The 24,245-nt window shown below is 47.1% G+C and carries 25 protein-coding genes; 11 read left to right on the top strand and 14 right to left on the bottom strand.

Annotated elements, in window-relative coordinates:
- The first annotated feature begins 11 nt into the window (after positions 1-11).
- From hydB to hydF, 6 genes are all read left to right on the top strand, one after another.
- Positions 12-332, top strand: coding sequence for an iron hydrogenase small subunit HydB (gene hydB / locus IEY09_RS00420; protein WP_023268564.1), 321 nt, complete (start codon positions 12-14; stop codon positions 330-332).
- 13 nt (positions 333-345) lie between these two features.
- On the top strand, positions 346-1,029 hold the full coding sequence (locus IEY09_RS00415; protein ID WP_188869390.1) for a cytochrome b/b6 domain-containing protein: 684 nt from the start codon (positions 346-348) through the stop codon (positions 1,027-1,029).
- Between the two features lie 69 nt (positions 1,030-1,098).
- Positions 1,099-2,538 carry a [FeFe] hydrogenase H-cluster radical SAM maturase HydG gene (gene hydG, locus IEY09_RS00410; protein WP_140906880.1) on the top strand — a complete coding sequence of 480 codons (1,440 nt, stop codon included), beginning with the start codon at positions 1,099-1,101 and terminating at the stop codon, positions 2,536-2,538.
- On the top strand, positions 2,539-3,177 hold the full coding sequence (locus IEY09_RS00405) for a hypothetical protein (protein WP_188869388.1): 639 nt from the start codon (positions 2,539-2,541) through the stop codon (positions 3,175-3,177).
- Positions 3,177-4,259 carry a [FeFe] hydrogenase H-cluster radical SAM maturase HydE gene (gene hydE / locus IEY09_RS00400; RefSeq protein ID WP_188869386.1) on the top strand — a complete coding sequence of 361 codons (1,083 nt, stop codon included), beginning with the start codon at positions 3,177-3,179 and terminating at the stop codon, positions 4,257-4,259. Before IEY09_RS00405 ends, hydE begins: the two co-directional genes overlap by 1 nt.
- Complete coding sequence (hydF, locus tag IEY09_RS00395) at positions 4,243-5,484, top strand: [FeFe] hydrogenase H-cluster maturation GTPase HydF (RefSeq protein ID WP_037422086.1); 1,242 nt, start codon at positions 4,243-4,245, stop codon at positions 5,482-5,484. Before hydE ends, hydF begins: the two co-directional genes overlap by 17 nt.
- A gap of 158 nt (positions 5,485-5,642) precedes the next feature.
- On the opposite strand, the gene rplI is transcribed toward hydF, so the two are convergent.
- The 4 genes from rplI to rpsF are packed head-to-tail and all read right to left on the bottom strand — an operon-like array spanning position 5,643 to position 7,080.
- Positions 5,643-6,095: a 50S ribosomal protein L9 gene (gene rplI, locus IEY09_RS00390; protein ID WP_037422085.1), complete on the bottom strand. Its 453-nt coding sequence runs from the start codon at positions 6,093-6,095 to the stop codon at positions 5,643-5,645.
- A gap of 36 nt (positions 6,096-6,131) precedes the next feature.
- Entirely contained in the window at positions 6,132-6,359 is a 228-nt protein-coding gene (gene rpsR / locus IEY09_RS00385) for a 30S ribosomal protein S18 (protein ID WP_006083042.1), read from the bottom strand.
- Positions 6,360-6,370: 11 nt separating this feature from the next.
- On the bottom strand, positions 6,371-6,676 hold the full coding sequence (gene priB / locus IEY09_RS00380; RefSeq protein WP_011073673.1) for a primosomal replication protein N: 306 nt from the start codon (positions 6,674-6,676) through the stop codon (positions 6,371-6,373).
- 8 nt (positions 6,677-6,684) lie between these two features.
- The gene (rpsF, locus tag IEY09_RS00375) at positions 6,685-7,080 is read right to left on the bottom strand and encodes a 30S ribosomal protein S6 (RefSeq protein ID WP_011623998.1); all 396 of its coding nucleotides are present in this window, start codon (positions 7,078-7,080) and stop codon (positions 6,685-6,687) included.
- Positions 7,081-7,304: 224 nt separating this feature from the next.
- Between rpsF and IEY09_RS00370 the strand changes: the two genes are divergently transcribed.
- Complete coding sequence (locus IEY09_RS00370) at positions 7,305-8,048, top strand: DUF481 domain-containing protein (RefSeq protein ID WP_037427219.1); 744 nt, start codon at positions 7,305-7,307, stop codon at positions 8,046-8,048.
- Positions 8,049-8,230: 182 nt separating this feature from the next.
- Positions 8,231-9,658, top strand: a complete 1,428-nt coding sequence (locus tag IEY09_RS00365; RefSeq protein WP_188869384.1) for an MFS transporter — start codon at positions 8,231-8,233, stop codon at positions 9,656-9,658.
- Between the two features lie 62 nt (positions 9,659-9,720).
- On the opposite strand, the gene rlmB is transcribed toward IEY09_RS00365, so the two are convergent.
- The 8 genes from rlmB to zapE all read right to left on the bottom strand — a co-directional run bounded on the left by rlmB (position 9,721) and on the right by zapE (position 17,603).
- Positions 9,721-10,461 (bottom strand): 23S rRNA (guanosine(2251)-2'-O)-methyltransferase RlmB, encoded by a 741-nt coding sequence (gene rlmB / locus IEY09_RS00360; protein ID WP_037427160.1) that lies wholly within the window; start codon positions 10,459-10,461, stop codon positions 9,721-9,723.
- Positions 10,462-12,888 carry a ribonuclease R gene (gene rnr / locus IEY09_RS00355; RefSeq protein WP_144374911.1) on the bottom strand — a complete coding sequence of 809 codons (2,427 nt, stop codon included), beginning with the start codon at positions 12,886-12,888 and terminating at the stop codon, positions 10,462-10,464. It lies immediately after the preceding gene.
- A 39-nt stretch (positions 12,889-12,927) separates the two neighbouring features.
- Positions 12,928-13,584 (bottom strand): flagellar protein MotX, encoded by a 657-nt coding sequence (gene motX, locus IEY09_RS00350; protein WP_082458972.1) that lies wholly within the window; start codon positions 13,582-13,584, stop codon positions 12,928-12,930.
- A 107-nt stretch (positions 13,585-13,691) separates the two neighbouring features.
- The gene (locus IEY09_RS00345; RefSeq protein WP_055647687.1) at positions 13,692-14,987 is read right to left on the bottom strand and encodes an adenylosuccinate synthase; all 1,296 of its coding nucleotides are present in this window, start codon (positions 14,985-14,987) and stop codon (positions 13,692-13,694) included.
- A gap of 66 nt (positions 14,988-15,053) precedes the next feature.
- Entirely contained in the window at positions 15,054-15,242 is a 189-nt protein-coding gene (locus IEY09_RS00340; RefSeq protein WP_144374909.1) for a DUF2065 domain-containing protein, read from the bottom strand.
- A 114-nt stretch (positions 15,243-15,356) separates the two neighbouring features.
- Positions 15,357-15,749: a 30S ribosomal protein S9 gene (gene rpsI, locus IEY09_RS00335; protein ID WP_006083052.1), complete on the bottom strand. Its 393-nt coding sequence runs from the start codon at positions 15,747-15,749 to the stop codon at positions 15,357-15,359.
- 14 nt (positions 15,750-15,763) lie between these two features.
- Positions 15,764-16,192, bottom strand: coding sequence for a 50S ribosomal protein L13 (gene rplM, locus IEY09_RS00330; RefSeq protein ID WP_011073682.1), 429 nt, complete (start codon positions 16,190-16,192; stop codon positions 15,764-15,766).
- A 298-nt stretch (positions 16,193-16,490) separates the two neighbouring features.
- Positions 16,491-17,603, bottom strand: coding sequence for a cell division protein ZapE (gene zapE / locus IEY09_RS00325; protein ID WP_188869382.1), 1,113 nt, complete (start codon positions 17,601-17,603; stop codon positions 16,491-16,493).
- 440 nt (positions 17,604-18,043) lie between these two features.
- On the opposite strand from zapE, the gene degQ reads away from it, so the two are divergent.
- Together degQ and degS are read left to right on the top strand one after the other, a co-directional pair.
- On the top strand, positions 18,044-19,396 hold the full coding sequence (gene degQ, locus IEY09_RS00320) for a Do family serine endopeptidase DegQ (protein ID WP_037422060.1): 1,353 nt from the start codon (positions 18,044-18,046) through the stop codon (positions 19,394-19,396).
- 125 nt (positions 19,397-19,521) lie between these two features.
- Positions 19,522-20,604, top strand: coding sequence for an outer membrane-stress sensor serine endopeptidase DegS (gene degS, locus IEY09_RS00315; RefSeq protein WP_037422057.1), 1,083 nt, complete (start codon positions 19,522-19,524; stop codon positions 20,602-20,604).
- Positions 20,605-20,841: 237 nt separating this feature from the next.
- Here degS and IEY09_RS00310 read toward each other — a convergent pair whose 3' ends face one another.
- Positions 20,842-21,411 carry a DUF7010 family protein gene (locus IEY09_RS00310; protein ID WP_188869380.1) on the bottom strand — a complete coding sequence of 190 codons (570 nt, stop codon included), beginning with the start codon at positions 21,409-21,411 and terminating at the stop codon, positions 20,842-20,844.
- Positions 21,412-22,066: 655 nt separating this feature from the next.
- Here IEY09_RS00310 and IEY09_RS00305 point away from each other — a divergent pair.
- A complete protein-coding gene (locus IEY09_RS00305) occupies positions 22,067-22,555 on the top strand; it encodes a TIGR00645 family protein (protein ID WP_188869379.1) in 489 nt (162 codons plus the stop codon).
- Between the two features lie 130 nt (positions 22,556-22,685).
- On the opposite strand, the gene IEY09_RS00300 is transcribed toward IEY09_RS00305, so the two are convergent.
- Entirely contained in the window at positions 22,686-24,245 is a 1,560-nt protein-coding gene (locus tag IEY09_RS00300; RefSeq protein WP_188869377.1) for an ATP-binding response regulator, read from the bottom strand.

Genomic DNA, 24,245 nt, shown 5'->3' with positions numbered 1-24,245 from the left:
GGGAAACAGAAATGAACAAGAAAAAACACCTATTTGCCGAGGACAGTTTCTTTCTGTCACGCCGTAAATTTATGGCTGTCGGCGCCGCGTTTGTGGCTGCGCTCGCGATCCCTATCGGCTGGTTCACCAGCAAGCTTGAGCGCCGTAATGAATACATTAAGGCCAGAAGCCAAGGGTTATATAAGGACGATAGCCTAGCGAAAAAACGTGTCAGCCACGCCAACCCCGCAGTTGAAAAGTACTACAAAGAGTTCGGTGGCGAGCCATTAGGACATATGTCCCACGAGCTGCTACACACCCACTTTGTCGATCGCACCAAATTAAGCTCTTGATTGGAGATGAGAAATGCATCAAGAACATGATATGAGACCCATTTTAAAACATCCGCTAAACGTCAGGATCTTCCACTACATCCTGCTGCTCAGCTTTTTGCCATTAGCCGCGACAGGTTTGTTATTGTTTTTTAAACCGCTTTCCCAAGAAGGTATGCAGCTAACCTATGATGTGCACATTATTGCAGGGATTGTTATGGCCCTCGATGCCGTGGCATTTACCATCATGGCATTCGATCGAGTGGTACTGTTTATCGCCCGTGTGTTTAGTTTCTCAGGGCGCGATGTGAAATGGTTTATGGTGTTAGGCGGCTACCCACAGAAATTCTTACTGGGTAAAAAAGTGCCTATTCCACCGATGAACAAATACAACTCAGGCCAAAAACTCTTTGGTGCCTGCGTACTGATTGGCGGCACACTATTAATCCTCTCCGGTTTAGTGCTGTGGCTCATTCCCCATGCTGCGCCGCGGGATATAGTGTGGTTTTTAGGTCAGGCCCATTTAGTGTCAGGCTTAGTGTTAACCGCCTTCTTGCCTGTGCATTTATTCCTCGCGGTGTACCGCTTTGATGATTTCAAGGCCATGATGATCCACGGTAATGTGCCTTACCATGATGCCGCTGAGTACACCCCTCTGTGGGTTAAAAATGAAATTGCCCCCATCGCCACTAATGGTGAACAGCTGACAAGCAAATAGCTAAGTCTCCAGCGGCAGTTGCTCACAACTGCCGCATTTTCGCATTCATACTCAAGGGCATAGATAACCATGAGCACACACGAGCATCATTCCATTACCGTCACTGACTATAATCCCAACGTCAGCTTTATCGACGATAAAGCGATTTGGCAGACCATTGACGACGCCAGTAATCCAAGTCGCGAGCAAGTCCTCGCCATTCTCGACAAGGCGCGCCAGTGTGAAGGCTTAAGCATTAGCGAGACCGCCATTTTGCTGCAAAACCAAGATAAGGCCTTGGATGAAGCACTCTTTACCGTCGCCCGTGAGATTAAAAACACCATTTACGGCAATCGTATTGTGATGTTTGCACCGCTATATGTGTCGAATCATTGCGCCAATAGTTGTAGTTATTGCGGCTTTAACGCCGATAACCATGAGCTCAAACGTAAAACCTTAAAACAGGATGAGATCCGCCAAGAGGTTACGATCCTTGAAGAAATGGGTCACAAACGGATCCTTGCCGTTTATGGCGAGCATCCACGCAATAATGTGCAAGCCATTGTTGAAAGTATTCAAACCATGTACAGCGTTAAGCAGGGCAAGGGCGGAGAAATTCGTCGTATCAACGTCAACTGCGCGCCAATGAGTGTGGAGGACTTTAAGCAACTTAAAACCGCGGCGATAGGCACTTATCAATGCTTTCAAGAAACCTATCATCAAGACACCTACAGCCAAGTCCATCTTAAAGGTAAAAAAACCGACTTTTTATACCGCCTCTACGCCATGCACAGGGCGATGGAAGCAGGAATCGACGATGTCGGTATCGGCGCGCTCTTTGGCCTGTATGACCATAGATTTGAGCTGCTCGCCATGCTCACCCATGTTCAGCAACTCGAAAAAGACTGTGGCGTTGGCCCACATACCATCTCCTTTCCGCGGATTGAACCTGCCCATGGTTCGGCTATCAGTGAAAAACCGCCCTATGAGGTCGATGATGACTGCTTTAAGCGCATTGTAGCCATCACTCGCCTTGCCGTGCCTTATACCGGGCTGATTATGAGCACGCGGGAAAGTGCGGCGCTGCGCAAAGAACTGTTAGAACTCGGGGTTTCACAAATCAGCGCAGGCTCGCGTACCGCACCGGGTGGTTATCAAGACAGCAAACAAAATCAACATGATGCCGAGCAATTCAGCCTTGGTGATCAACGAGAGATGGACGATATTATTTATGAGCTAGTGACTGATTCAGATGCTATTCCCTCTTTCTGCACGGGTTGTTACCGCAAAGGACGAACTGGCGATCACTTTATGGGATTAGCCAAACAGCAGTTTATTGGCAAATTCTGCCAGCCCAATGCCTTGATCACCTTTAAGGAATATTTGAACGATTACGCCAGTGAAAAGACTCGCGAGGCTGGCAATGCGCTGATAGAGCGAGAACTGGCTAAAATGAGCCCGTCACGGGCGCGCAATGTGCGCGGCTGCTTGCAAAAAACCGATGCGGGTGAACGGGATATCTATCTATAAATGGCATCTTATCTATTCTCAGATCTCGGCGTGCAGTTGCATTTCGGCCTTAACACTAGCGCCTTACTGAATGCGATAGAACGCGCTGATGAAATCGTGCTACACGCGGCCATTTACAGTAATTTTGCCGATAATGCCGTAGGGCAGTTGTTATTGCAGCGGCTACAATACGCCAGCTTAAAGCAACTCACCCTCATTAAACTTGAGCCCACTCGTCTATGGCGGGATGAGTTTGCCACCATCCTAAGGCCCGAGATGCCGCTGCAAGAGGTTGAGCAGCTGTATGAGATTTCCCGCCACTGGTGCGCCGAGCTTAAAACGCAGTTTCCTGAGACAGTCAATTTAGTTTCGACCCAAGCGCTACCACTGCAACCTATATTGCTGATTGGCGATAGACTCTTTGTCGGCCACTTCGCCCACAGTAATTGCACCTCGGCTCAAGGACTTTGGTTGGAGTTTGACATCCTTGCTTTAGGTCTTGCGCCAAACAGCTTAATCGATTGGTTTGATACAGGCATCCCCAGTGAGCAAAACTCAGCGGTAGAAGTAGCCCTAGGCCGTTATGTTGATGAATGCCGCCGCGCAGTGGGCGATCTTTGGTATCAGAGCTTGATTGAGCTAGATAAAGGGCGTAACTAATGATCACTCGCCCTCGACCGCCAGCGCCAGTCACTCACCCAACATCCATTAAACCGACGTTGCTTAAGTCCACAGCGTTTTCCTATGCCGAAATCCTTTCGCTACTTCAGGGGCAAGACGATGAATGGTTGTTTAGTCGCGCCCAGCTCGCCACTGAATTGCAATTTAATCAACAGGTGTATTTACGCGGCATTGTCGAGTTTTCGAATCACTGTCGTAACCACTGCCATTACTGTGGTTTACGCACCGAAAATCGGCAGGTAACACGCTATCGACTCTCGAACGAAGAAATCCTTAACGCAGTGGATAGCATTGCCGAGCTGGGACTAGGTACTGTGGTGCTGCAATCGGGGGATGACTTTAACTACAGCGGCAATCGTATTAGTGCCCTTATTACTGAAATTAAACGTCACCACAATCTAGCAATCACTCTGTCACTGGGTGATCGCAAACATCAAGAGCTGGAAAAATGGCGCGAGGCGGGCGCAGATCGCTATTTGCTCAAGATGGAAACCTTTGACCGCGCCCTCTTTGCTCGGTGTCGCCCTAACGCCAATTTTGACGAGCGCATTGCAAGGCTCAATTATCTTAAGTCTCTGGGATATCAAACTGGCTCAGGGATTATTGTCGATTTACCGGGAATGACGGATGCGATTTTAGCGTGTGATATTCAGCATTTATCGGAGTTGCAGCTCGATATGCTGGCCTGTGGCCCCTTTATTGCCCATCACCAAACACCGTTTGCGACTTCCCCCAATGGCAGCGCCCTTAAGAGTCATAGGGTTAGCGCTATTTTGCGACTGATGAATCCGGGGGCGAATATTCCTGCCACCAGTTCCCTCGACGCCCTCGAGAAGGGCGCAAGGGAGCAGGCACTAAAGCGAGGCTGTAATGTGATTATGCCCTCCTTCACCCCAACACAAGTGAGTGCCGATTACAGCATCTATCCGGGAAAAAACCAGCAACAAAACCCAGCAGCAGAGCGACTTAACCAAGTCTGCCAGCAAATTCAACGCCACGGGCTAATCCCCTCCTTTAGCCGTGGTGATTCAAAAAGGACCCAATATGTGTCAAGGCATTAATCCACAAGAGCATAGCCAAACCCAATCGGCACCAAGAGGAATGCGCTACCATATCGCCTTGGTCGGTCGGCGTAATTCGGGGAAATCCTCCCTACTTAATATGATCGCAGGGCAACAAATCTCGATAGTATCCGATATTAAAGGCACAACCACAGATGCCGTGGCCAAGGCCTATGAGTTACAGCCCTTAGGGCCAGTGACCTTTTACGATACCGCTGGCATAGACGATGAAGGGACATTAGGTGCAATGCGAGTGAGCGCCACTCGCAGAGTGTTGTTTCGCTCCGATATGGCACTCTTAGTCGTTGATGAGCACGGGCTGTGCCCCTCAGACATGGCATTAATTGACGAAATACAGCAATTAGAAATGCCAATACTTGTGGTATTCAATAAAGCCGATATCTGCCTCCCCAAAGCTGAGGATATTGCCTTTTGCCAGACTCAATCCTTACCCTTTATTGTCGTTTCTGCCGCCACAGGTCTTGCAGGTAAACAGCTTAAGCAGTTGATGGTCGAATTAGCACCTGCGGAGTATAAGCAGGAGCCGCTCCTAGCGGGCGACCTCTATCAAGCAGGGGACGTTATTCTCTGTGTCGTCCCTATCGATATGGCCGCACCTAAAGGGCGTTTGATCCTGCCACAGGTGCAGATACTGCGTGAGGCGCTTGATCGCAACGCCATCGCAATGGTCGTCAAAGAAACAGAACTAACGCAGGCATTATCAGTGGTTACGCCTAAGCTGGTGATTTCTGATGCTCAAGCAATTAAGCAAGTCGCCGCCACAGTGCCAGACGCAGTCCCTCTCACCACCTTCTCAACCTTATTTGCCCGATTTAAAGGCGATTTAGCCGTTCTCGCTGCGGGAGCTGATGCTTTAGATAAATTGCAAGATGGTAATAAAGTGCTCATCGCCGAAGCCTGTAGTCACAATGTGCAGGAGGACGATATTGGCCGAGTTAAACTTCCCCGCTGGATAAATAGCTACACCGGCAAACAACTCCAGTTTGTAGTCACATCTGGGCACGACTTTCCCGATGATTTAGAACAATATGCCCTCGTCATCCACTGCGGCGCTTGTATGTTTAACCGCAATGAAATGCTCCGTCGCATTCGTGAATGTCAACGGCGGCAGGTGCCTATCACTAACTATGGGGTGGCGATTTCTAAATTACAGGGCGTGCTACCGCGAGTGCTTGCGCCTTTTAACAACAGTCCGCAGCAATAACATATTGAGCCTTAGTGCCAGGCTTAGCTGCGATGAAGTAGCTAAGCCTGTTTATCCTTGATGCTTGACAAACAAACACTTACACAACAATACGAACTAAATCGCGCCCATAAAAAAACACCGCCGAAGCGGTGTTTTTCATTTAAAGCAGTTGGTAATTAAGCTTCTGCAACGATAGAAACTTTAACAACAGCTTTAACTTCAGTGTGTAACTGAACTTCAACTTCGAAGTCGCCAGTAGTACGCAGAGCGCCTAATGGTAAACGAACTTCTGATTTAGCCAGTTCAACGCCAGCAGCAGTTACTGCATCAGCGATGTCACGGTTGCCAACTGAACCAAACAGTTTGCCTTCATCACCCGCTTTAGAAGCAATAACAACAGCTTCCAGAGCAGCGATTTTCTCAGCACGTTGGTTAGCAGCAGCCAGATCAGCAGCGATTTTAGCTTCTAATTCAGCGCGACGAGCTTCAAATACTTTAACGTTGCTTTCGTTAGCAACAACAGCTTTACCTTGTGGCAGCAGGTAGTTACGAGCGTAACCAGCTTTAACTGCAACTTGGTCACCCAGGTTACCCAGGTTAGCGATTTTATCAAGCAGAATAACGTTCATTATCAAATCCTCTATATTCGATTAGGAATACTGCAATTACTGATGTAAATCAGTGTATGGCAGTAGAGAAAGATAACGAGCACGCTTGATAGCGCGAGCTAGTTGACGCTGATATTTAGCACTAGTACCAGTGATACGGCTTGGAACGATTTTGCCGCTTTCAGTGATGTAGTTCTTTAAAGTAACGATATCTTTGTAATCAATTTCTGCAACACCTTCAGCGGTGAAACGGCAGAACTTGCGACGACGGAAATAACGTGCCATTTGACAGTCTCCTAAGTTTTCAATTCGACATTTTCGGCATGGATGACTAAGCGATTTTGGCCATTTCGCCCCTGTTGAAGCGTCATAAAACCTTGTACTTGTACTTCCACACCTGCTTTCAGATTATCTGCCACGCTTTCAAAACGTGGTCCACTCAATATCACTTGTATTTGAACGTAGACATTGCGGAGCATATCTGCTTCATAACGCTGCGATTTGTGTTCTAGCATGATCACACTATGTGCAATGCCTGCCGGGCTTTTAAAGCGTCTGGAACGGGTTATGGTTCCTGACAACACCAAGTTATTGGTGGTCACAGAAAAACTTACTCAGCGATTTCTTCAGCGTTAGCTTCATCATATGAGCGGTCGCCAGCTGGGCCACGACGTGAATCGCGCTCATCTTTAGCTTTCGCCATTGGAGATGCTTCAGTAACGGCAACTTTAGTACGCATTACCATGTTACGCAGAACTGCGTCGTTGAAACGGAAAGCAGTTTCTAGCTCTTCAATCGTCTCTGCTGGTGCTTCAACGTTCATCAGAACATAGTGAGCTTTATGCAGATCTTGGATTGGGTAAGCCAGTTGACGACGGCCCCAATCTTCTAAACGGTGGATTTTGCCGTTAGCTTCGGTGATAACACCGGTGTAACGCTCAATCATACCTGGTACTTGTTCACTTTGATCTGGGTGAACCATAAATACGATTTCGTAATGACGCATTTATTGCTCCTTACGGTTATGTAGCCTCGTTATTGGCTCAGTCAAACCAAATAGAGGCAAGGAACGAAAATAGTGACTGATTTGAGCGCGAGATAGTACAGAAAGCAGACGCGAAACTCAAGCAATAACTTTGCCTCAACCCCCAATACAGGTATGATGACGCCTCACCCCTATTCGGATATCAGACACCGGCCACTCAAGAACCCATACTAATGTTACGAGCAATGCTAAAAGTTATCGCCCCTTTGAGTTTTTTTTGCCTATCTTTTCCTGCACTTGCGCTTGTTCCTCCCGATTATCAGGAGCCACCAAGTGATTTGACTGCAGAAGTCGAAGCCGGCTTACAATTGAACACAGGCAATACCGAATCGAGCAGTTTTAATGGTCGAACCCAACTGATTTACGATACTAAACAAACTAAGCAGGAAGCGACGCTAAAAGCGTATTTTGCTTCTGAAAAAAATCAAACCACCTCAGAAAAGTACGAACTCCAGCTTCAAAGCAACTATAAACTCAACAAAGGTTATATCTTCGGCCGTGGCGACTTCACTTGGGATCAGTTTGGTAGTTATACCCAAATCTCAACTATTTCTTCGGGTTATGGTTTTAACGCAATTAGTAGCTACAAGACCAAACTTAGTCTCGAAATCGGCCCAGGTTATCGATACAACTTGCCTGCCGAGTCAGTCGCAGAGCCAGACCCCGCTCCCGAAAAGGATGTGATCCTACGTACTGCGGCAAAGTTTTCTCAAAAATTACAGGAATACACCAGTATCAATGCCGATCTCACCGCCGAAGTGGGCGAAAATAACAACACCCTGACTCTCGATATGAACTACAAAAATTTAGTATTTCAGGATTGGGCCTTTAAAATCGGCATGAACATCAAGTTCACCGAAGTGGTTCCTGAGGGCAGCCAGCAGACGGATACCATCACCACCTTTAACTTGCTGTATACCTTTAGATAAACAAGCAATAAAACGATTTGGCTGGCACAACAATTCCCCACTCAGCCAAATCCCATTTCAGCACAATTTAGTGACCCACACATAAAAACGATAAATTAGTCGATAAATTCCAACATTTTGCAACACGGAATAAACACCGACTGCTGATATACTCTCCCTGGCAATCATACAAGGAGCAGTTAATGACAAACCCGCTACGTACTTTCGCCTCTTTATATAGCACGACGTTATTAACAGTGCTGGCTGGCGGTTTACTCACCACATATTTAGGCCTTAGGCTCTCGGTGATGCATGTTCCGCAGTTGTGGATAGGTAGCATGATGTCGGCCTACTATGTCGGCCTTGTCGCAGGATCTAAGATTGGCCACCGGCTAATCGCCCAAGTCGGACATATCCGTGCCTTTGTCGCTAGTGCTGGGATCGTTGCCGCCTCCGCACTGGGTCATGCACTCGTAGATGAGTTGGCGATTTGGATCCTGTTAAGGCTTATCGTTGGTATGGGAATGATGTGCCAATACATGGTGCTCGAAAGTTGGCTGAATGAACAGGCTGAAAGCAGCCAACGCGGCACTGTGTTTGCCAGCTACATGATAGTCTCGTACTTCGGTTTGATCTTGGGCCAAGGTGCCATCAGCCTCTATCCTGAACTCGGTCTAGAGCCGCTGTTACTGATCGCCATCTGCTTTGCCCTGTGTATTGTCCCGATTTCTTTAACGCGGCGTATTCACCCAGCACCACTGGTGCCCGCCCCCTTAAAAATTGCTCACTATTGGCGCAAAGCGCCGCAGGCACTAACGACCATTGCCATTGGCAGCATGATTGTCGGCTCCTTTTACGGCTTAGCCCCCGCCTATGCCAGTAACTTAGGTTTACCGCCCGAGAAAGTCGCCACTTATATGACGGCCACCATTCTCGCGGGTCTGCTGGCACAATGGCCAATGGGGAAGCTATCCGACATTATGTCCCGCAGTCGACTTATCCGCATTAACTGCGTACTGCTTGGGATCTTAGCCTTAGCTATCGCCCTCACGCCTTACCATCCCACACTCTCACTGGTGATGACGTTTCTGTTCGGTATTCTTGGCTTTACCTTCTACCCCTTGGCGACGGCACTGGCCAACTCCCGGGTCGAGCAGAGTGAAAGGGTCGGTCTGTCGGCCACCATATTACTGACCTTCGGCCTTGGCGCCAGTATCGGCCCGCTTATCGCCTCAACCTTAATGCAATGGCTCGGCAATAGCATGCTCTATGGCTTTATGTCGGCCTGTACCTTAATTCTATTTTTACGCCTGCGTTATGTTCACTCACAACAAAAAGCCGAAACCAATGTAACTCAAGACTACATCATGGCAACTGGTGACTTAGTTTCATCCCCATTAGCAGCTGCACTCGACCCAAGGGTGGATGTTGAATCGGTGCAGGAACACATGACACCAACACAGCAGGAAGATGAAGAAGATTTAGGTGCCGATGCCCTTGTTGAAGATTCAGATCATGATAACGAGCAACAGCTAACATTCGAGTTTGAATTTCACCCAGCGCCCAGCTTTATCCACGATGAGACAAACGAGGTGGACGAATCCAACCTCGATGCTATTAAAACCAATTAAGGGTTGATTTAGGCAATAAAAAAAGACGGGCTCGCCCGTCTTTTTTTATTGATATATATCAATTAGCTACGGCGTTGACGCACGGCTTCGAATAGGCAAATACCCGTGGCGACCGACACGTTTAAGCTAGAGACGCTTCCCGACATCGGAATCGAAACTAAAGTATCGCAACACTCACGGCTTAGGCGGCGTAAACCTTTACCTTCGGCGCCCATAGCAATCGCTAATGGCCCTTTAAGATCGGCTTGATAAAGCTCGCAATCCGCTTCACCCGCCGTGCCGACAATCCACACGCCCTTTTCCTGCAGATGGCGCATAGTGCGGGCGAGGTTAGTCACTTGGAATAACGGCACGGTTTCAGCTGCGCCGCAAGCGACCTTACTAACCACAGCCGTTAAGCCAACGGAGTTATCCTTTGGCACAATAATGCCCTGCACGCCCGCCGCATCGGCGTTACGTAAGCAGGCACCTAGGTTATGCGGATCGGTAACGCCATCTAAAATCAATAAAAACGGTAAGTCGGTCTTAGCTAACAGCTCATCTAAGTCATGCTCACCAAGGATTTTAGCCGCTTTCACACGGGCAATAATACCTTGGTGCTGAGTACTTTCGGCTTTCTCGTCCAACACTTTGCGTGAAGTCACTTGAATGCTCGTACCAAAGGCTTTCGCTTGACGGATCAGCGGGGTTAAACGCTCATCCTCACGGCCCTGCAACAGCCAAAGTTCAATAATGCGCTCAGGACTGTGTTTTAACAGCGCTTCAACCGCGTGGATCCCAAAAATAATATCTTGTTTTTTCATTTACTTCTTTCTCGTGCTCCGCTTCGCGGCCTTTGGCTTTTTCGCCGTATCTTTTACGCTTTTCTTAGGCTTAGTGCCCGCTTTAGACTTAGACTTACTCGCCGCTTTATCTGAACCCGCTTTCGCTTTAACGCCAGTCGATTTAGCCGTTTTCGCCATTTTCGCGCCTTCGCGGTTTACCCGCTCACGGGCTGTCATGGGTTTGTCGCGACTAGGTGCCGCCTTGCGGCGACCGCCTTTACCACTGTCGCCAATCATGACTAAGTCAATCTGTCTATCATCCAAGTTTACCGCGGCCACTTTTACCGTGACGGGGTCACCCACTTGATAGATTTGACCTGTGTGCTCACCAATCAAACGCTGACGCATAGGATCGAACTGGTAATAATCGCTGCCCAGGCTAGAAATATGCACTAAGCCATCGATAAATAAGTCATTTAAGCGAACGAATAAACCAAAGTTAGTGACAGAGGCAATCACGGCCTCGAAGGTGTCACCCACATGGTCCTGCATAAATTCACATTTAAGCCAGTCGCTTACATCACGTGTTGCTTCATCGGCGCGGCGTTCAGTAGTAGAACATTCTTCGCCTAATTTATCTAATTCATCGAGTTGATAGTGGTAGCCACCATCGGGAGTCCATTTCTCATTGGCTTCACCTTTTTCTTTCGCCAACAAATAGCGGATCACTCGGTGCAGCACTAAGTCAGGATAACGACGAATAGGCGAGGTAAAATGCGCGTATTCTTCCAGTGCCAAACCAAAATGGCCTTCGTTATCAGGCGTGTATATAGCTTGGCGCATAGAGCGCAGCAACATCACTTGAATAAGTTCAGCATCGGGACGGTCGGCAATCTGCAACATTACATTTTGATAATCTGCAGGCGTTGGCTCAAGCCCACCGCCCATGCTCAAACCACGCTCAGCTAAAAACTCTTTAAAGTTTGCCAGTTTCTGCTCAGAGGGCGACTCGTGCACTCGATAGAGGATTTCACCCTTATGCTTTTTCACAAACTTAGCGGCAGACACGTTCGCCAAAATCATACATTCTTCAATGATTTTATGAGCTTGATTACGCGCTCTTGGCACAATCTTATCGATCTTGCGCTGTTCGTTAAAAATAAACTGCGTTTCTATCGTCTCAAATGCTATCGCACCGCGCTCTGCGCGCTGTTCATCAAGCGCTAAATAAAGCGACTGTAAGCATTGAAGATGTGGAAAGAGTGCTTCATGCTCAGGCGCAATCGGCCCACCTTCGAGCATCGCAGCGACTTGGGTGTAGGTAAAGCGCGCGTGTGAATGCATCACCGCCGGATAAAACTTATAACCCGATAACTTACCGCGGGCTGAAACCGTCATCTCTGCAACCATACACAGGCGGTCAACATGAGGATTGAGTGAACACAAGCCGTTAGAGATTTTCTCCGGCAACATTGGGATCACTTGCGATGGGAAGTACACCGAGTTACCACGGGCACGGGCTTCAGTATCTAAGGCCGAATCGGTACGCACATAATAGCTTACATCGGCAATCGCCACCCACAGACGCCAACCACCACTGGGTTTAGCTTCGGCATAAACAGCATCGTCAAAGTCGCGGGCATCTTCACCATCGATGGTCACTAAAGGTAGATCACGCAGATCGACACGACCCACTTTATCAGACTCAGTCACTTCATCGGGAATACGGCGCAGTTTCTTTTCAATGGCGGCCGACCACGTATGGGGAAGATCGTAATTGCGCAGGGCTATTTCGATTTCCATTCCCGGTGCCATTTGCTTGCCAAGCACTTCGGTCACTTTGCCTGCGGCTTTAACAAATCGACCGGGACGGCGGGTTAATTCTACCACCACCACATCGCCTTGACGGGCGCCATTGCGATCTTCACTAGCGATTAAAATTTCTTGGGTAATGCGCTTATCATCGGCAATAACAAATGCCATGCCACTGTCGACATGGAATCGACCAACAATCGCAGCACTACGGGGCTGGATCAAACGGACAATACGGGCTTCACGACGACCTTTACGATCCATACCGGCTTTTTGTGCCAGCACTTTATCGCCATGGAAATACATAAGCATGTCGCGATTTGAGATAAATAAATCGTCGCCACCTTCGTCAGGTTTAAAGAAGCCGTAGCCTTCTCTGTGCCCAAGAACAATGCCGGGGATCAGATCCATTTTTTCAGGTAAGCCGTAGCTTTGACCGCGGGTAAATACCAATTCACCGTCGCGCTCCATCGCCCGTAAACGGCGGCGCAGGGCTTCTAATTGCTCTTCATCATGGATCTGTAGTGCAGCAGCGATGCTGTCACGGGTAATAGGTGATTTTTGAGAACGTAAGTACTCGATAATATACTCACGACTTGGGATAGGGTTTTCGTACTTATCCTGTTCACGCTCGAAATGAGGGTCTTTGATCATTCAATATCCAATATTTTTGTCTCAATCAGTAGAGACAACTCAACGGGTTCGCAAGTGCTCTTGCTGGGCCCGCGCCACTGCACTGGCGGGCATTTTAGCGGCTAACACCTGCAGTAATGACAAGGCTTTTTTCTTAGTCGCCTCATCGGTAAATACATTGTTGTATAACCAGTTATAGGCCATTTCATAGTCTCTTGGACTACCATAACCTTCACCGTATAAACGGACCAGCATCATCCGCGCGGCTAAACTACCGCTCGCTGCCGCTGGCAATAAATAATTGACCGCACGGTCTTTATTACGAATAACAAACTTACCATTTTGATAATATTCGGCAAGTTTCACCATGGCCTCGGGGCTGCCCTGCTCAGCTGCATCACGCAATAACCCCATCCCTTTGACCGCATTGGCTTTTACACAGGTTCCGTGGTTGAGCATTTCTCCCCACAAAAACTGATACAGGGGCTGCTTTAAGACTTCTGCGCGCGCTTCGATGTCTTGCACTAACTGACAGTCATCTTGTTTGACTCTTGCCAAATACTTTTCACCGCGGATCATTTCAAGCAATTGATCTTGAGAATAAATATCCACCGCCTGTGTTTCAGCAAAGCACATTGAAGATACTAAGGGCAGCAGCACAACTAATGCAGTACGTAGCATAACGACTCTCAATGACAATAAGGTGAATACTTGCATCGGCAGTATAACCTATTTCTTGAGCTCGAGCCGAATTTCTAACCACGAAAGCAAACAGGAAGGAACAGCAGAGGGTGAAAAGGCCGTGAAACACGGCCTCTACGATTTTAGTTAAACGGGCTAACTAAAATCATCGTCTCATTACGGTCTGGACCGGTAGAAATGATGTCGATCGGCGTTTCTAACAACTCTTCAATACGCTTGATGTAGTTGATAGCTGCTTGCGGTAACTGATCTAAAGAGGTCGCACCGAAAGTTGACTCGCTCCAGCCTGGCATAGTTTCATAAACAGGAGTGACCTGCTCATAACCTTCAGCTGCTAATGGCGTAACTTTGGAGATAGTGCCATCTGGATGTTGATAACCCACACAGATCTTCACTTCTTTCAGGCCATCAAGTACGTCTAACTTTGTTAAGCAGAAGCCGCTTACGCTGTTGATTTGTACTGCGCGGCGCATTGCCACTGCATCTAACCAACCTGGACGACGTTTACGACCGGTAGTCGCACCAAATTCATGGCCTTTAGTGCCTAAATGGTCACCCACTTCACATAAGAGTTCAGTCGGGAAAGGACCAGCTCCCACGCGAGTGGTGTATGCCTTCATGATACCTAAGACATAGTCTAAATGACGTGGACCAAAGCCGCTGCCTGTCGCCACACCACCTGCGGTGGTATTTGACGAAGTCACAAACGGATAAGTACCGTGGTCAATGTCTAACAGTGTACCTTGTGCGCCTTCGAACAGGATTGGCTCACCCGCTTTACGCGCGTTATCCAAAAGTTCAGTCACATCAACACACATGCTCTTCAGATAGTCAGCTAAGGCTAACGCATCGCTCAGTGTTTGCTCGTAATCTACGGCGTCAACTTTGTAGTACTCTGTCAGCATAAAGTTATGATATGCCATAACTTCTTTCAGCTTTTCAGCAAATAGTTCAGCATTGAACAGATCGCCAACACGCAGACCGCGACGGGAAATCTTGTCTTCATACGCAGGACCAATACCACGACCCGTAGTACCAATAGCTTTGTTACCGCGCGCTTTTTCGCGGGCAATGTCTAAGGCACAGTGGAATGGCAGGATCAGCGGACATGCTTCAGAAATCAGCAAGCGTTCCTCAACAGGAATGCCGCGCTCTTTGAGCATGTTGATTTCTTTCATCAGTGCGTCGGGTGCAAGCACCACACCATTACCGATAATGCATTTAACATTGTCGCGTAGGATGCCTGATGGGATCAGATGAAGTACGGTTTTATCGCCATTGATCACTAAGGTGTGACCTGCGTTATGACCGCCCTGGTAGCGAACTACATATTTTGCCTGTTCTGTTAGAAGGTCGACAATCTTACCTTTTCCTTCGTCACCCCATTGAGTGCCGAGAACAACTACGTTTTTGCCCATTGTTTGCTGCAAGGTTGTGGTTAAAAAAGAATTCTAACAGATTTTAAACCGCAAGTGGTAAGGCATTTATGAAAAAATAATCAAAATGACCAAACCAGCAGTGACTAATGAGCCACCGATTCGACGCAAAACTTGCTGATTTTGATTGGAAAGTTCATTTAAATATCGGCGCCATTTATTGGGGAATAACAATGGTCCCACACCTTCCAAAATCAACACCAGTGCCATGGCTAGCATAAATAACTGTAAGCTCATCTTCCTCTCTCTTAGCTTTTTCTACCCTAAAAATCGGTGATTAATACGAGGATAACCAATTTTAGGCAATAAAAAACCCAGCATAAGCTGGGTTTTTTGAGATTCCAAAACGTATTAACGCTTAGAGAATTGTGGCTTACGACGTGCTTTACGTAGACCCACTTTCTTACGCTCAACTTTACGAGCGTCACGGGTAACGAAACCAGCAGAACGTAATGATGGACGCAGAGCTTCATCTAATTGCATCAGGGCACGAGTGATACCGTGACGGATTGCACCTGCTTGGCCAGTGATACCACCGCCTTTAACAGTTACATAGATGTCCAGCTTGTCAGTCATTTCAACTAACTCTAATGGTTGACGAACAACCATACGAGCAGTTTCACGACCAAAGTATTGGTCCAAAGGACGTTGATTTACAACGATGTTGCCACTACCAGCTTTAGCGAATACGCGTGCTGTAGAGGTTTTGCGACGGCCAGTGCCGTAGTACTGAGTTGCAGCCATTTGCTTAATCCCGTTTAGATATCAAGAACTTGAGGTTGTTGTGCAGCGTGGTTATGTTCTGCGCCAGCGTAAACTTTCAGTTTACGGAACATGGCACGGCCCAGTGGACCTTTTGGTAACATACCCTTAACTGCTTTCTCGATGATCATTTCTGGCTTATGAGCTTGCAGCTTTTCAAAGCTGATTTGCTTAATGCCACCAGGGAAGCCTGAGTGCGAGTAGTACGTCTTGCCTTGCGCTTTGTTACCAGTAACAGTAACTTTCTCAGCGTTGATAACGATGATGTAATCACCAGTGTCAACGTGAGGAGTGTATTCAGGCTTGTGCTTACCGCGTAAACGCAGAGCGATTTCGGTAGCGATACGACCTAAAGTTTTGCCGTCTGCATCAACGACGAACCAGTCACGAGTTACAGTTTCTGGTGTAGCAGTAAAAGTCTTCATTATTACAAAAACCCAAAGTTAATTTTCTGTCTCACATGTTGCTTGCAATGACAAACAACACAAAATTGCCTTTCAGTACCCCTTCGAGTACTTAACTCGGCGTACAACTTCCACCTAGTTTGGTGGAGTAACGTGGGCAGGTGGCGGATTATAGACAAACGTGAGTTAAAAATCACCTGATATTTTGACAAAAATCATAAAAATTCGATCGATGTGGCTCATTACTACGCTAAGGAATGAGCCACTAAAGATTTGTTGAGAAAAACCCCGCAAAGCACGCTCTGCAATAGTCTAATACTTAGGGTAAATGCTCTGATTTTAAGTAATCGTGGGATTGCATTTCAATCAAACGGGAACGACAACGTCTGAATTCAAAACTCAATAAGCCGTCGGCATAAATGTCTTCTAACGGCACCTGCGCTGACACGATCAATTTAACGTTTCGTTCGTAAAACTCATCCACCATGGCCAAAAAGCGTCTGGCGATATCATCACCCGTTAAAAATGCGCCCATTTGCTCAATGCCACTCACCAGTACGGTATGATAAATCCGCGCCAGTTCCATATAATCCCGCTGACTACGGGGGCCATCACATAAGGCTCTAAAATCCGCCAGTAAGACGCCTTGCGCCTGTTGGCGAATGGATATTTCACGGCCTTCAATTTCAATCGCATCGGTTGAAATTTCAGCCTCGGGGGCTAACTGACGGAAATAACGCAGTAAGTTAGTATCGGCCTGCTCATCAAGTGGATAGTGGTAAATTTCTGCCTGCTCTAACGTCCGTAGACGGTAGTCGATACCCGAATCCACATTTAATACTTCACAATGCTGATTGATCAGCGCGATCGCAGGAAGAAATCGCGCCCGTTGCAACCCATTTTTATATAGGTCATCGGGGATGATATTTGAGGTAGCCACTAAGACCACGCCTTCTTTAAAGAGCGCTTGGAATAAGGTGCCAAGCAACATGGCGTCGGTGATATCTGACACGAAAAACTCATCAAAACAAATGACTTTATATTTTGCCGCCATTTGTTTGGCAATCACTAATAATGGATCGCGCGTACCTTTAAGGGTGTCTAAATCTAAATGCAGTTGATGCATAAAACGATGAAAGTGCGCCCTTAACTTTTGATTGCCAGGTAATGCATCAAAAAAGGTGTCCATCAAATAGGTTTTACCGCGGCCTACGCCTCCCCAAAGATAAAGCCCTTTTGTAGGCGCGGGTGCCGACTTTAAGCCAAAAGAGGTCAATAGCTTACCAAATAAAGAGTTAGGCTCTTCGGCTGCGGTGAGATCCTCATAAACGCGTTGCAGCGCCTTTACCGCCATTTCCTGCGCCGGATCATGGGAAAAACCATCACGAGTAAGATCTTTTTGATAATGCTGCCAAGGGCTTAACTGGGGCACGTTATTATTCTCTTTTATCCTTTGGAAAAACTGCGTCGATATTAACACGGCCAAGATGACGCAGCATATATTTATACCCCATCAACTTGGATCTGTAGTGAGCTCGCGGAGAGGCCTAGCACAACGGCTTAATATGATAAAACTGATTAGGAAGAACTATGCTGTTAGCTGATTAAACTCAATGATTGGAAGTTATTAGGACTTGAAAAATACCTTAAAAGCCCACAGGTTTCACTTCAGTTACAGTCAATAAAATGTTGATAAAATAACCGTTAAGAAATTAACCTTTGTTAATATTGATGAACTTTTTCAATGAGGTGCGTGTCCGAATGGTTACCTAGGCAAATAGCCGGTAACGATACAGATTCGATCTGGTGCGGACACAAACTGACGACGCATTACATCCAGATCCTTGGTCCCTTATTTGGAGTTATGAATAGATGAAAACGAAATTATCTGTACTTTCAGCCGCAATGTTAGCCGCAACCCTGACAATGATGCCTGCGGTTTCACAGGCCGCTATTCCGCAATCTGTTGAGGGACAACCCATTCCCAGCCTTGCCCCTATGCTAGAGCGCACGACGCCCGCCGTGGTTTCTGTCGCGGTGTCCGGCACACACGTGTCCAAACAACGCGTACCCGATGTGTTCCGCTATTTCTTCGGCCCGAATGCACCGCAGGAACAAGTACAAGAGCGTCCATTTAGAGGCTTAGGCTCTGGCGTTATTATCGATGCAGATAAGGGCTATATTGTCACCAACAACCATGTGATCGACGGTGCCGATGATATCCAAGTCGGCTTACATGATGGCCGTGAAGTCAAAGCCAAACTGATTGGTACCGATTCAGAATCCGACATTGCCTTACTGCAAATCGAAGCTAAAAATCTGGTCGCAATTAAAACCTCCGACTCAGATGAGCTGCGTGTTGGTGACTTTGCCGTGGCTATTGGTAATCCCTTCGGTCTAGGACAAACCGTGACCTCAGGGATTGTCAGTGCCCTAGGCCGTAGTGGTTTAGGCATTGAAATGCTTGAAAACTTTATCCAAACCGACGCAGCTATCAACAGTGGTAACTCGGGTGGCGCGCTGGTTAACCTTAAAGGTGAACTGATCGGTATTAACACGGCTATCGTCGCACCAAACGGTGGTAACGTCGGTATCGGTTTTGCGATTCCCGCAAACATGGTGAAAAACCTAGTGGCTCAAATTGCCGAACACGGTGAAGTTCGCCGTGGCGTGCTGGGGATTTCAGGCCGTGATTTAGATAGCCAACTTGCCCAAGGCTTTGGGTTAGACACTCAGCACGGGGGCTTTGTGAATGAAGTCACTGCGGGCAGTGCTGCTGAAAAAGCAGGTATTAAAGCGGGCGATATTATTGTTAGCGTCGATGGCCGTGCGATTAAGTCGTTCCAAGAGCTGCGAGCTAAAGTGGCAACCATGGGCGCAGGCGCCAAGGTCGAACTGGGCCTTATCCGTGATGGTGATAAGAAGACTGTGAGTGTCACCTTAGGCGAAGCTAGTCAAACCACTGAAAAAGCGGCTGGCGCAGTTCACCCCATGCTCCAAGGAGCCTCATTAGAAAATGCCTCTAAAGGGGTTGAAATTACCGATGTCGCGCAAGGCTCGCCTGCGGCAATGAGTGGTCTGCAAAAAGGCGATTTGATTGTCGGTATCAATCGTTCTGCGGTGAAAGATCTCAAATCACTCAAGGAACAGCTCAAAGATCAAGAAGGTGCTGTAGCCCTGAAGATCCTGCGTGGTAAGAGCTTATTGTACCTAGTACTGCGTTAATCGATACGCCGGTCTGATTTATATCCCATTATCAGATGCGGATCAGCATAGGGAACGCGCGTTCCCTATGCTTTAACTTGTTAAACATGTTAATCTAACTCACCTTTTTCAATATTTAGCCTGCCATGACAATAAAAGAAACCCTGTTATATCTCGGTAAAGCCGTGCTTTTCGGCCTTATCATGGCGGCCATGTTTTTATTGGTGACTCACTACTTCGATAATAAGAGTCTTGGCAATTCACTTCTGCAAAACCGCGGTAATAATACAGTTGAACTGTCCTTTGCTAAGGCTGTGCGCCGCGCAGCACCTGCCGTAGTCAATATTTACAGCTTAAGTATCGATCAGAGCCGTCCATTGAATTCTGGCTCACTCCAAGGCCTAGGCTCAGGGGTGATCATGAGTAAAGAAGGCTATATTCTCACGAATTATCATGTCATTAAAAAAGCCGATGAAATTGTTGTCGCCCTACAAGATGGTCGCAAATTCACCTCGGAAGTCGTAGGTTTTGATCCCGAAACCGATCTTTCAGTGCTTAAGATCGAAGGCGATAATCTTCCTACTGTGCCAGTCAATCTCGACAGCCCACCACAGGTTGGCGATGTGGTATTAGCCATTGGTAACCCTTATAACCTTGGGCAAACCATTACCCAAGGTATTATCAGCGCCACGGGTCGTAACGGCTTGAGTTCGGGTTATTTAGACTTTTTACAGACCGATGCTGCGATTAACGCCGGTAACTCAGGCGGCGCCTTAATCGACACTAATGGTAGCCTGATTGGTATCAACACCGCCGCCTTCCAAGTGGGCGGCGAAGGTGGCGGCCACGGCATTAACTTCGCGATCCCGATTAAACTGGCCCACAGCATTATGGGTAAACTGATTAAAAATGGTCGAGTGATCCGTGGTGCCTTAGGGATCTCTGGCGAACCGATTAACCCTGTTGTGGCACAAATCCTCAACCTGCCCGATTTACGTGGTGTATTAGTTACTGGTGTCGATCCTAATGGTCCAGCGGCACGAGCGCAGCTTATGCCAAGGGATGTAATCATCAAATACGGCGACGAAGATGTGCCTGGGGTCGAAATGCTGATGGATAGAATTGCCGAAACTACGCCCGGCAAGAAAATCATGATGACAGTTATCCGCCAAGGTAAACAGCAGGAACTACCCGTTATTATCGATGAAAAAGTCGTCGTCGATAATTAAGCCCTGTTGCATCATCCTATTAAGTTAACCTCAGAATAAGGCAGGACTAGAACCTTATTCTGAAAACGCTCCAAAGCAAGATAACTTTATCGCCTAGTGAGCAGAGTGACTTGCCATTGTTTCCCCAGTAAGACGCTTAATCTACCTCGGCCGTAAGGCCGCAATAACTAAACCTCTACTTAAGGTATGGGGCGAACCTCCACGACCTTGATTCATCTCGACCGATAAGCCGCAAAACTAACTTGCAACACAAAGATTTTGCTGAATCTTCCAACGACGTTCCATTAATGGAATCGAGAACCCATAACATACCACCACAATCAAAGGTTGAAGCTGAAAACTCAACTCAGGCCACAACATAAAAGCTGCCACGCAAGCCACAGTGCGCACAATTGCATGTACAATCGCTACCTTTTGCGCCGCTAACACGCCGAAAACCAACCACATTAATCCTGTTTGTACTGCAAGGGCGAAGGGCAAGGCTAAATAGTTTTCCATAAAAAAGGGAATACTGATGCTAAAGGTTAAAAAACTCATCCCCATGGCAGCCAAAAACACTGTCTCAAACCAATTACGATCAGTGCTTTTCTTAAAGGAGATATTTTCACCTGTAAGACGCGAGACTCCCATAGCAAGATAGACAATAGAACCTGTGCCGATAAATGTTGCCATCACCATTTGCGATGCTGGCAGAATAAAACTCAAGATAAACAATAGCGTCCATACAATCATGCCTGATACAGGCATAGCTAAAGCACGTTTTTGGCGGTATTCGATAAGTTGTTGATCCAGTGATTGATGTTGCATGATTAAGCCTCCTTGTTGGTATGGCTTAAGTATCCCTGCATCCGCTAAATCACGGCAGTGTGAGTTGTCAGCAATTACGGATGACAAATGTCATTCAAAAAACAGGAGAGAGGAAAGATAGGCAGGCACAAATCTTTAGGACTAACAGCTAACACCAAGGCAACAGAAGTTCACCTTCCCCTGCGAAGTTGCTGAAGGGCGTTGAAGAAAATCGCGTGAGCGAGGCATGGATACCTCGCTAGCTTTCGGGGTACAGGATGTACCATCGGAAGCGTTAGCAATTTTCGAATAAGCACGAAGCCACTAACTAATGCATGTAACTTCGCTAGGGGCGTCTTGGAGCATCCAAGGAGGATAGGACGAGCAGTCCTCCTTGGTCGGGTGTGGGGTGAAGCCCCACGACTTTGATTTACCTCGGCCGTAAGGCCGCAATAACTAAACATCAGCATAATCAGGTGCGGGTGAAACCCCACTAACCTAACTCACCTCGGCTGTAAGGCCGCAAAAACCAAATCAGCTATGCCATATTTAGGGCTTAGCCGCATATACCTCACGCCTTTGCGATTGGCCGATAGCGCGGCGTTAACCCAGTATGTTATTGTTTTAGCATCATAGATTCTATTTTTGTGCTTTAACCACTAAGGGTTTACTCCAAATGGAAAAAATATTTGAAAGACTCATGTATGCATCGCGCTGGATTATGGCGCCCATCTACTTGGGGCTGAGTCTAGTATTACTGGGCTTAGGCATTAAATTCTTCCAAGAAATCTTCCATATTCTGCCGATCATTTTTGAGATGAGTGAAGTGGATTTAGTGCTGGTCACCCTGTCCTTGATTGATATCACCCTTGTCGGTGGCTTGATTGTGATGGTGATGTTTTCTGGCTATGAGAATTTTGTCTCGCAGTTGGATGTGGGTGAAGACAGTGAAAAGCTCAGCTGGTTGGGTAAATTAGATTCTGGCTCACTGAAAAACAAAGTGGCCGCCTCGATTGTGGCGATTTCGTCTATTCACTTACTGAAAATCTTTATGGATGTGAAGAATATCGATAACGACAAAATCATGTGGTATCTGTTAATTCACATCACCTTTGTGTTATCCGCCTTTGCCATGGGCTATTTGGATAAAATGACCCGCAAATAATCACTAGGCCTGCAGTAACTATTGCAAATCAACAACTCGATTTGCCACTTGCCAGCAGTCATACTGCTGGCTTCACACTGACACACCTAAAACGAGAGCGTTCCGCATCTAAACCGCTAAGCTCACGGGCTTAATTTGCTGCGGGCAAAGACACGGTGACTATGGTTTTATTATGTAAATCATCAACTTGTAATTGAGTCGTGCCGCCCTGGGCCTTAGCTAATAAGCGTGCAGAATACGTCCCTAAACCCACGCCCTCCACTTTTTGACTCGTCACATATTTATCCCAAAACCGCGGACGAATCTGTTCCGGCACCACGCCCGAATTCTCTATCTGGATCACTACATTGCCTTGCTCGATCGATAAATGGATCGCCACTTTAGTGCGCAGGGTTGAGGCTTCGAAGGCATTTTTAATTAGGTTTAGTAGTAATGAATAAGTTAAGGTTGCATCCGCTAACACATCAAACTGACCATTGGGATCTTCATCCGGAAATTGAAAGGCAATCAATTGTTTGTGATGAAAGGTCACATGCATCGAGTGCAATACTTGCTTGACCAGTCCGTGGGCAGAAAATCGCTCAGGTTTGAGGATAAATCGCCCCGTTTCAATTTTAAATATCTCCGAGGACAGATTAACGGTGTTAATCGATTGCATGGTGAGATCATCAATCGCCGTTAACTTAGCACGCCAGTCTTTAGGGCAATTTTTGTCCTGTGATAAACGTTGTAGCATCGCGCTGATCGCTGCTAAAGGGCTTTTAAGATCATGATGAATTAACTCATCAACGCTGTCCCTTAAACGAGATAGCGCTAACATGTTGTCATAATTAGCTTGTAAATCACGCTGTAAATTGACCGTTGCTAATAGGTTAGCCAGCCGAAGTTTTAAAATATCAGGCTGCACAGGTTTGACTAAATAATCAATGGCTCCCCGCTGTAGACCTCGGATCTGATTTGCGGTTTCATGTAATGCGCTGACAAAAATAACCGGGATTGACTCTGATTGAGGATGCTCCCGCAACGCATTGAGCACTTGGTAGCCATCCATATCTGGCATCATAATGTCGAGCAACACGATATCAGGCGCATTACCTGACTGGCAGAGATTGAGTGCAGTTTGACCATCCTTTGCGACTAACACCTTGTACGTATCTTTCAGCAAACCTACCATCACCGCTAAATTATCTACGGCATCATCAACAATTAATACCGTGTTTTTGACTGGCTCGTTGAATGCCTCAGTTGCCAAGTCTCTGCTCTCGAAGGAGGGAGGTGTCTCGACACTTGCAAGGCTTAATGTTTGTGGCTCGACCCGTAGCGCTTGCAACACTCTATCTTGCAAGGTTTTGGTGGTGAAGGGTTTGGCAATAATGTCGACGACACCATACTTAATCGCTTCTTGGATCATGTTTCTATGGGTGTTGGCGGTCACTAATATCACTGGCAGATACTGCCATTTTGCTTGTTTACGTATGGCCTTGAGTAAATCGGCGCCATCACCATTAGGCATGTTCCAGTCCATCAGCACGATATCGATCGGCAATTCTTCTAACAACTCGAGTGCACGGCGACCATTTTCTGCTTGATAAACTTGGCTAAAACCCATTTTGCGCAATTGCTCGACTAAAATTTTGCGCATGACATCCATGTCTTCAACGATAAGTGCCTGTTTCTGGCTTAATAACAT

The organism is Shewanella xiamenensis, assembly GCF_014647135.1.
Taxonomy (GTDB): Bacteria; Pseudomonadota; Gammaproteobacteria; order Enterobacterales; family Shewanellaceae; genus Shewanella; species Shewanella xiamenensis.
Note: the sequence above shows the minus strand (reverse complement) of the source record. Positions and strands in the feature narration are given on the sequence as shown.

What these genes read in the sequence shown, in the direction of transcription:
- IEY09_RS00370 (WP_037427219.1), top strand. Translation starts at nt 7,305, where the DNA reads ATGCTAAAAGTTATCGCCCCTTTGAGTTTTTTTTGCCTATCTTTTCCT.
- rpsF (WP_011623998.1), bottom strand. Translation starts at nt 7,080, where the DNA reads ATGCGTCATTACGAAATCGTATTTATGGTTCACCCAGATCAAAGTGAA.
- IEY09_RS00305 (WP_188869379.1), top strand. Translation starts at nt 22,067, where the DNA reads ATGGAAAAAATATTTGAAAGACTCATGTATGCATCGCGCTGGATTATG.
- rnr (WP_144374911.1), bottom strand. Translation starts at nt 12,888, where the DNA reads ATGATCAAAGACCCTCATTTCGAGCGTGAACAGGATAAGTACGAAAAC.
- hydF (WP_037422086.1), top strand. Translation starts at nt 4,243, where the DNA reads ATGTGTCAAGGCATTAATCCACAAGAGCATAGCCAAACCCAATCGGCA.
- rpsR (WP_006083042.1), bottom strand. Translation starts at nt 6,359, where the DNA reads ATGGCACGTTATTTCCGTCGTCGCAAGTTCTGCCGTTTCACCGCTGAA.
- degS (WP_037422057.1), top strand. Translation starts at nt 19,522, where the DNA reads ATGACAATAAAAGAAACCCTGTTATATCTCGGTAAAGCCGTGCTTTTC.
- hydB (WP_023268564.1), top strand. Translation starts at nt 12, where the DNA reads ATGAACAAGAAAAAACACCTATTTGCCGAGGACAGTTTCTTTCTGTCA.
- IEY09_RS00340 (WP_144374909.1), bottom strand. Translation starts at nt 15,242, where the DNA reads ATGAGCTTACAGTTATTTATGCTAGCCATGGCACTGGTGTTGATTTTG.
- degQ (WP_037422060.1), top strand. Translation starts at nt 18,044, where the DNA reads ATGAAAACGAAATTATCTGTACTTTCAGCCGCAATGTTAGCCGCAACC.
- motX (WP_082458972.1), bottom strand. Translation starts at nt 13,584, where the DNA reads ATGCAAGTATTCACCTTATTGTCATTGAGAGTCGTTATGCTACGTACT.
- hydG (WP_140906880.1), top strand. Translation starts at nt 1,099, where the DNA reads ATGAGCACACACGAGCATCATTCCATTACCGTCACTGACTATAATCCC.
- rpsI (WP_006083052.1), bottom strand. Translation starts at nt 15,749, where the DNA reads ATGGCTGCAACTCAGTACTACGGCACTGGCCGTCGCAAAACCTCTACA.
- IEY09_RS00345 (WP_055647687.1), bottom strand. Translation starts at nt 14,987, where the DNA reads ATGGGCAAAAACGTAGTTGTTCTCGGCACTCAATGGGGTGACGAAGGA.
- IEY09_RS00405 (WP_188869388.1), top strand. Translation starts at nt 2,539, where the DNA reads ATGGCATCTTATCTATTCTCAGATCTCGGCGTGCAGTTGCATTTCGGC.
- rplI (WP_037422085.1), bottom strand. Translation starts at nt 6,095, where the DNA reads ATGAACGTTATTCTGCTTGATAAAATCGCTAACCTGGGTAACCTGGGT.
- IEY09_RS00310 (WP_188869380.1), bottom strand. Translation starts at nt 21,411, where the DNA reads ATGCAACATCAATCACTGGATCAACAACTTATCGAATACCGCCAAAAA.
- hydE (WP_188869386.1), top strand. Translation starts at nt 3,177, where the DNA reads ATGATCACTCGCCCTCGACCGCCAGCGCCAGTCACTCACCCAACATCC.
- IEY09_RS00300 (WP_188869377.1), bottom strand. Translation starts at nt 24,245, where the DNA reads ATGTTATTAAGCCAGAAACAGGCACTTATCGTTGAAGACATGGATGTC.
- IEY09_RS00365 (WP_188869384.1), top strand. Translation starts at nt 8,231, where the DNA reads ATGACAAACCCGCTACGTACTTTCGCCTCTTTATATAGCACGACGTTA.
- rlmB (WP_037427160.1), bottom strand. Translation starts at nt 10,461, where the DNA reads ATGAAAAAACAAGATATTATTTTTGGGATCCACGCGGTTGAAGCGCTG.
- rplM (WP_011073682.1), bottom strand. Translation starts at nt 16,192, where the DNA reads ATGAAGACTTTTACTGCTACACCAGAAACTGTAACTCGTGACTGGTTC.
- IEY09_RS00415 (WP_188869390.1), top strand. Translation starts at nt 346, where the DNA reads ATGCATCAAGAACATGATATGAGACCCATTTTAAAACATCCGCTAAAC.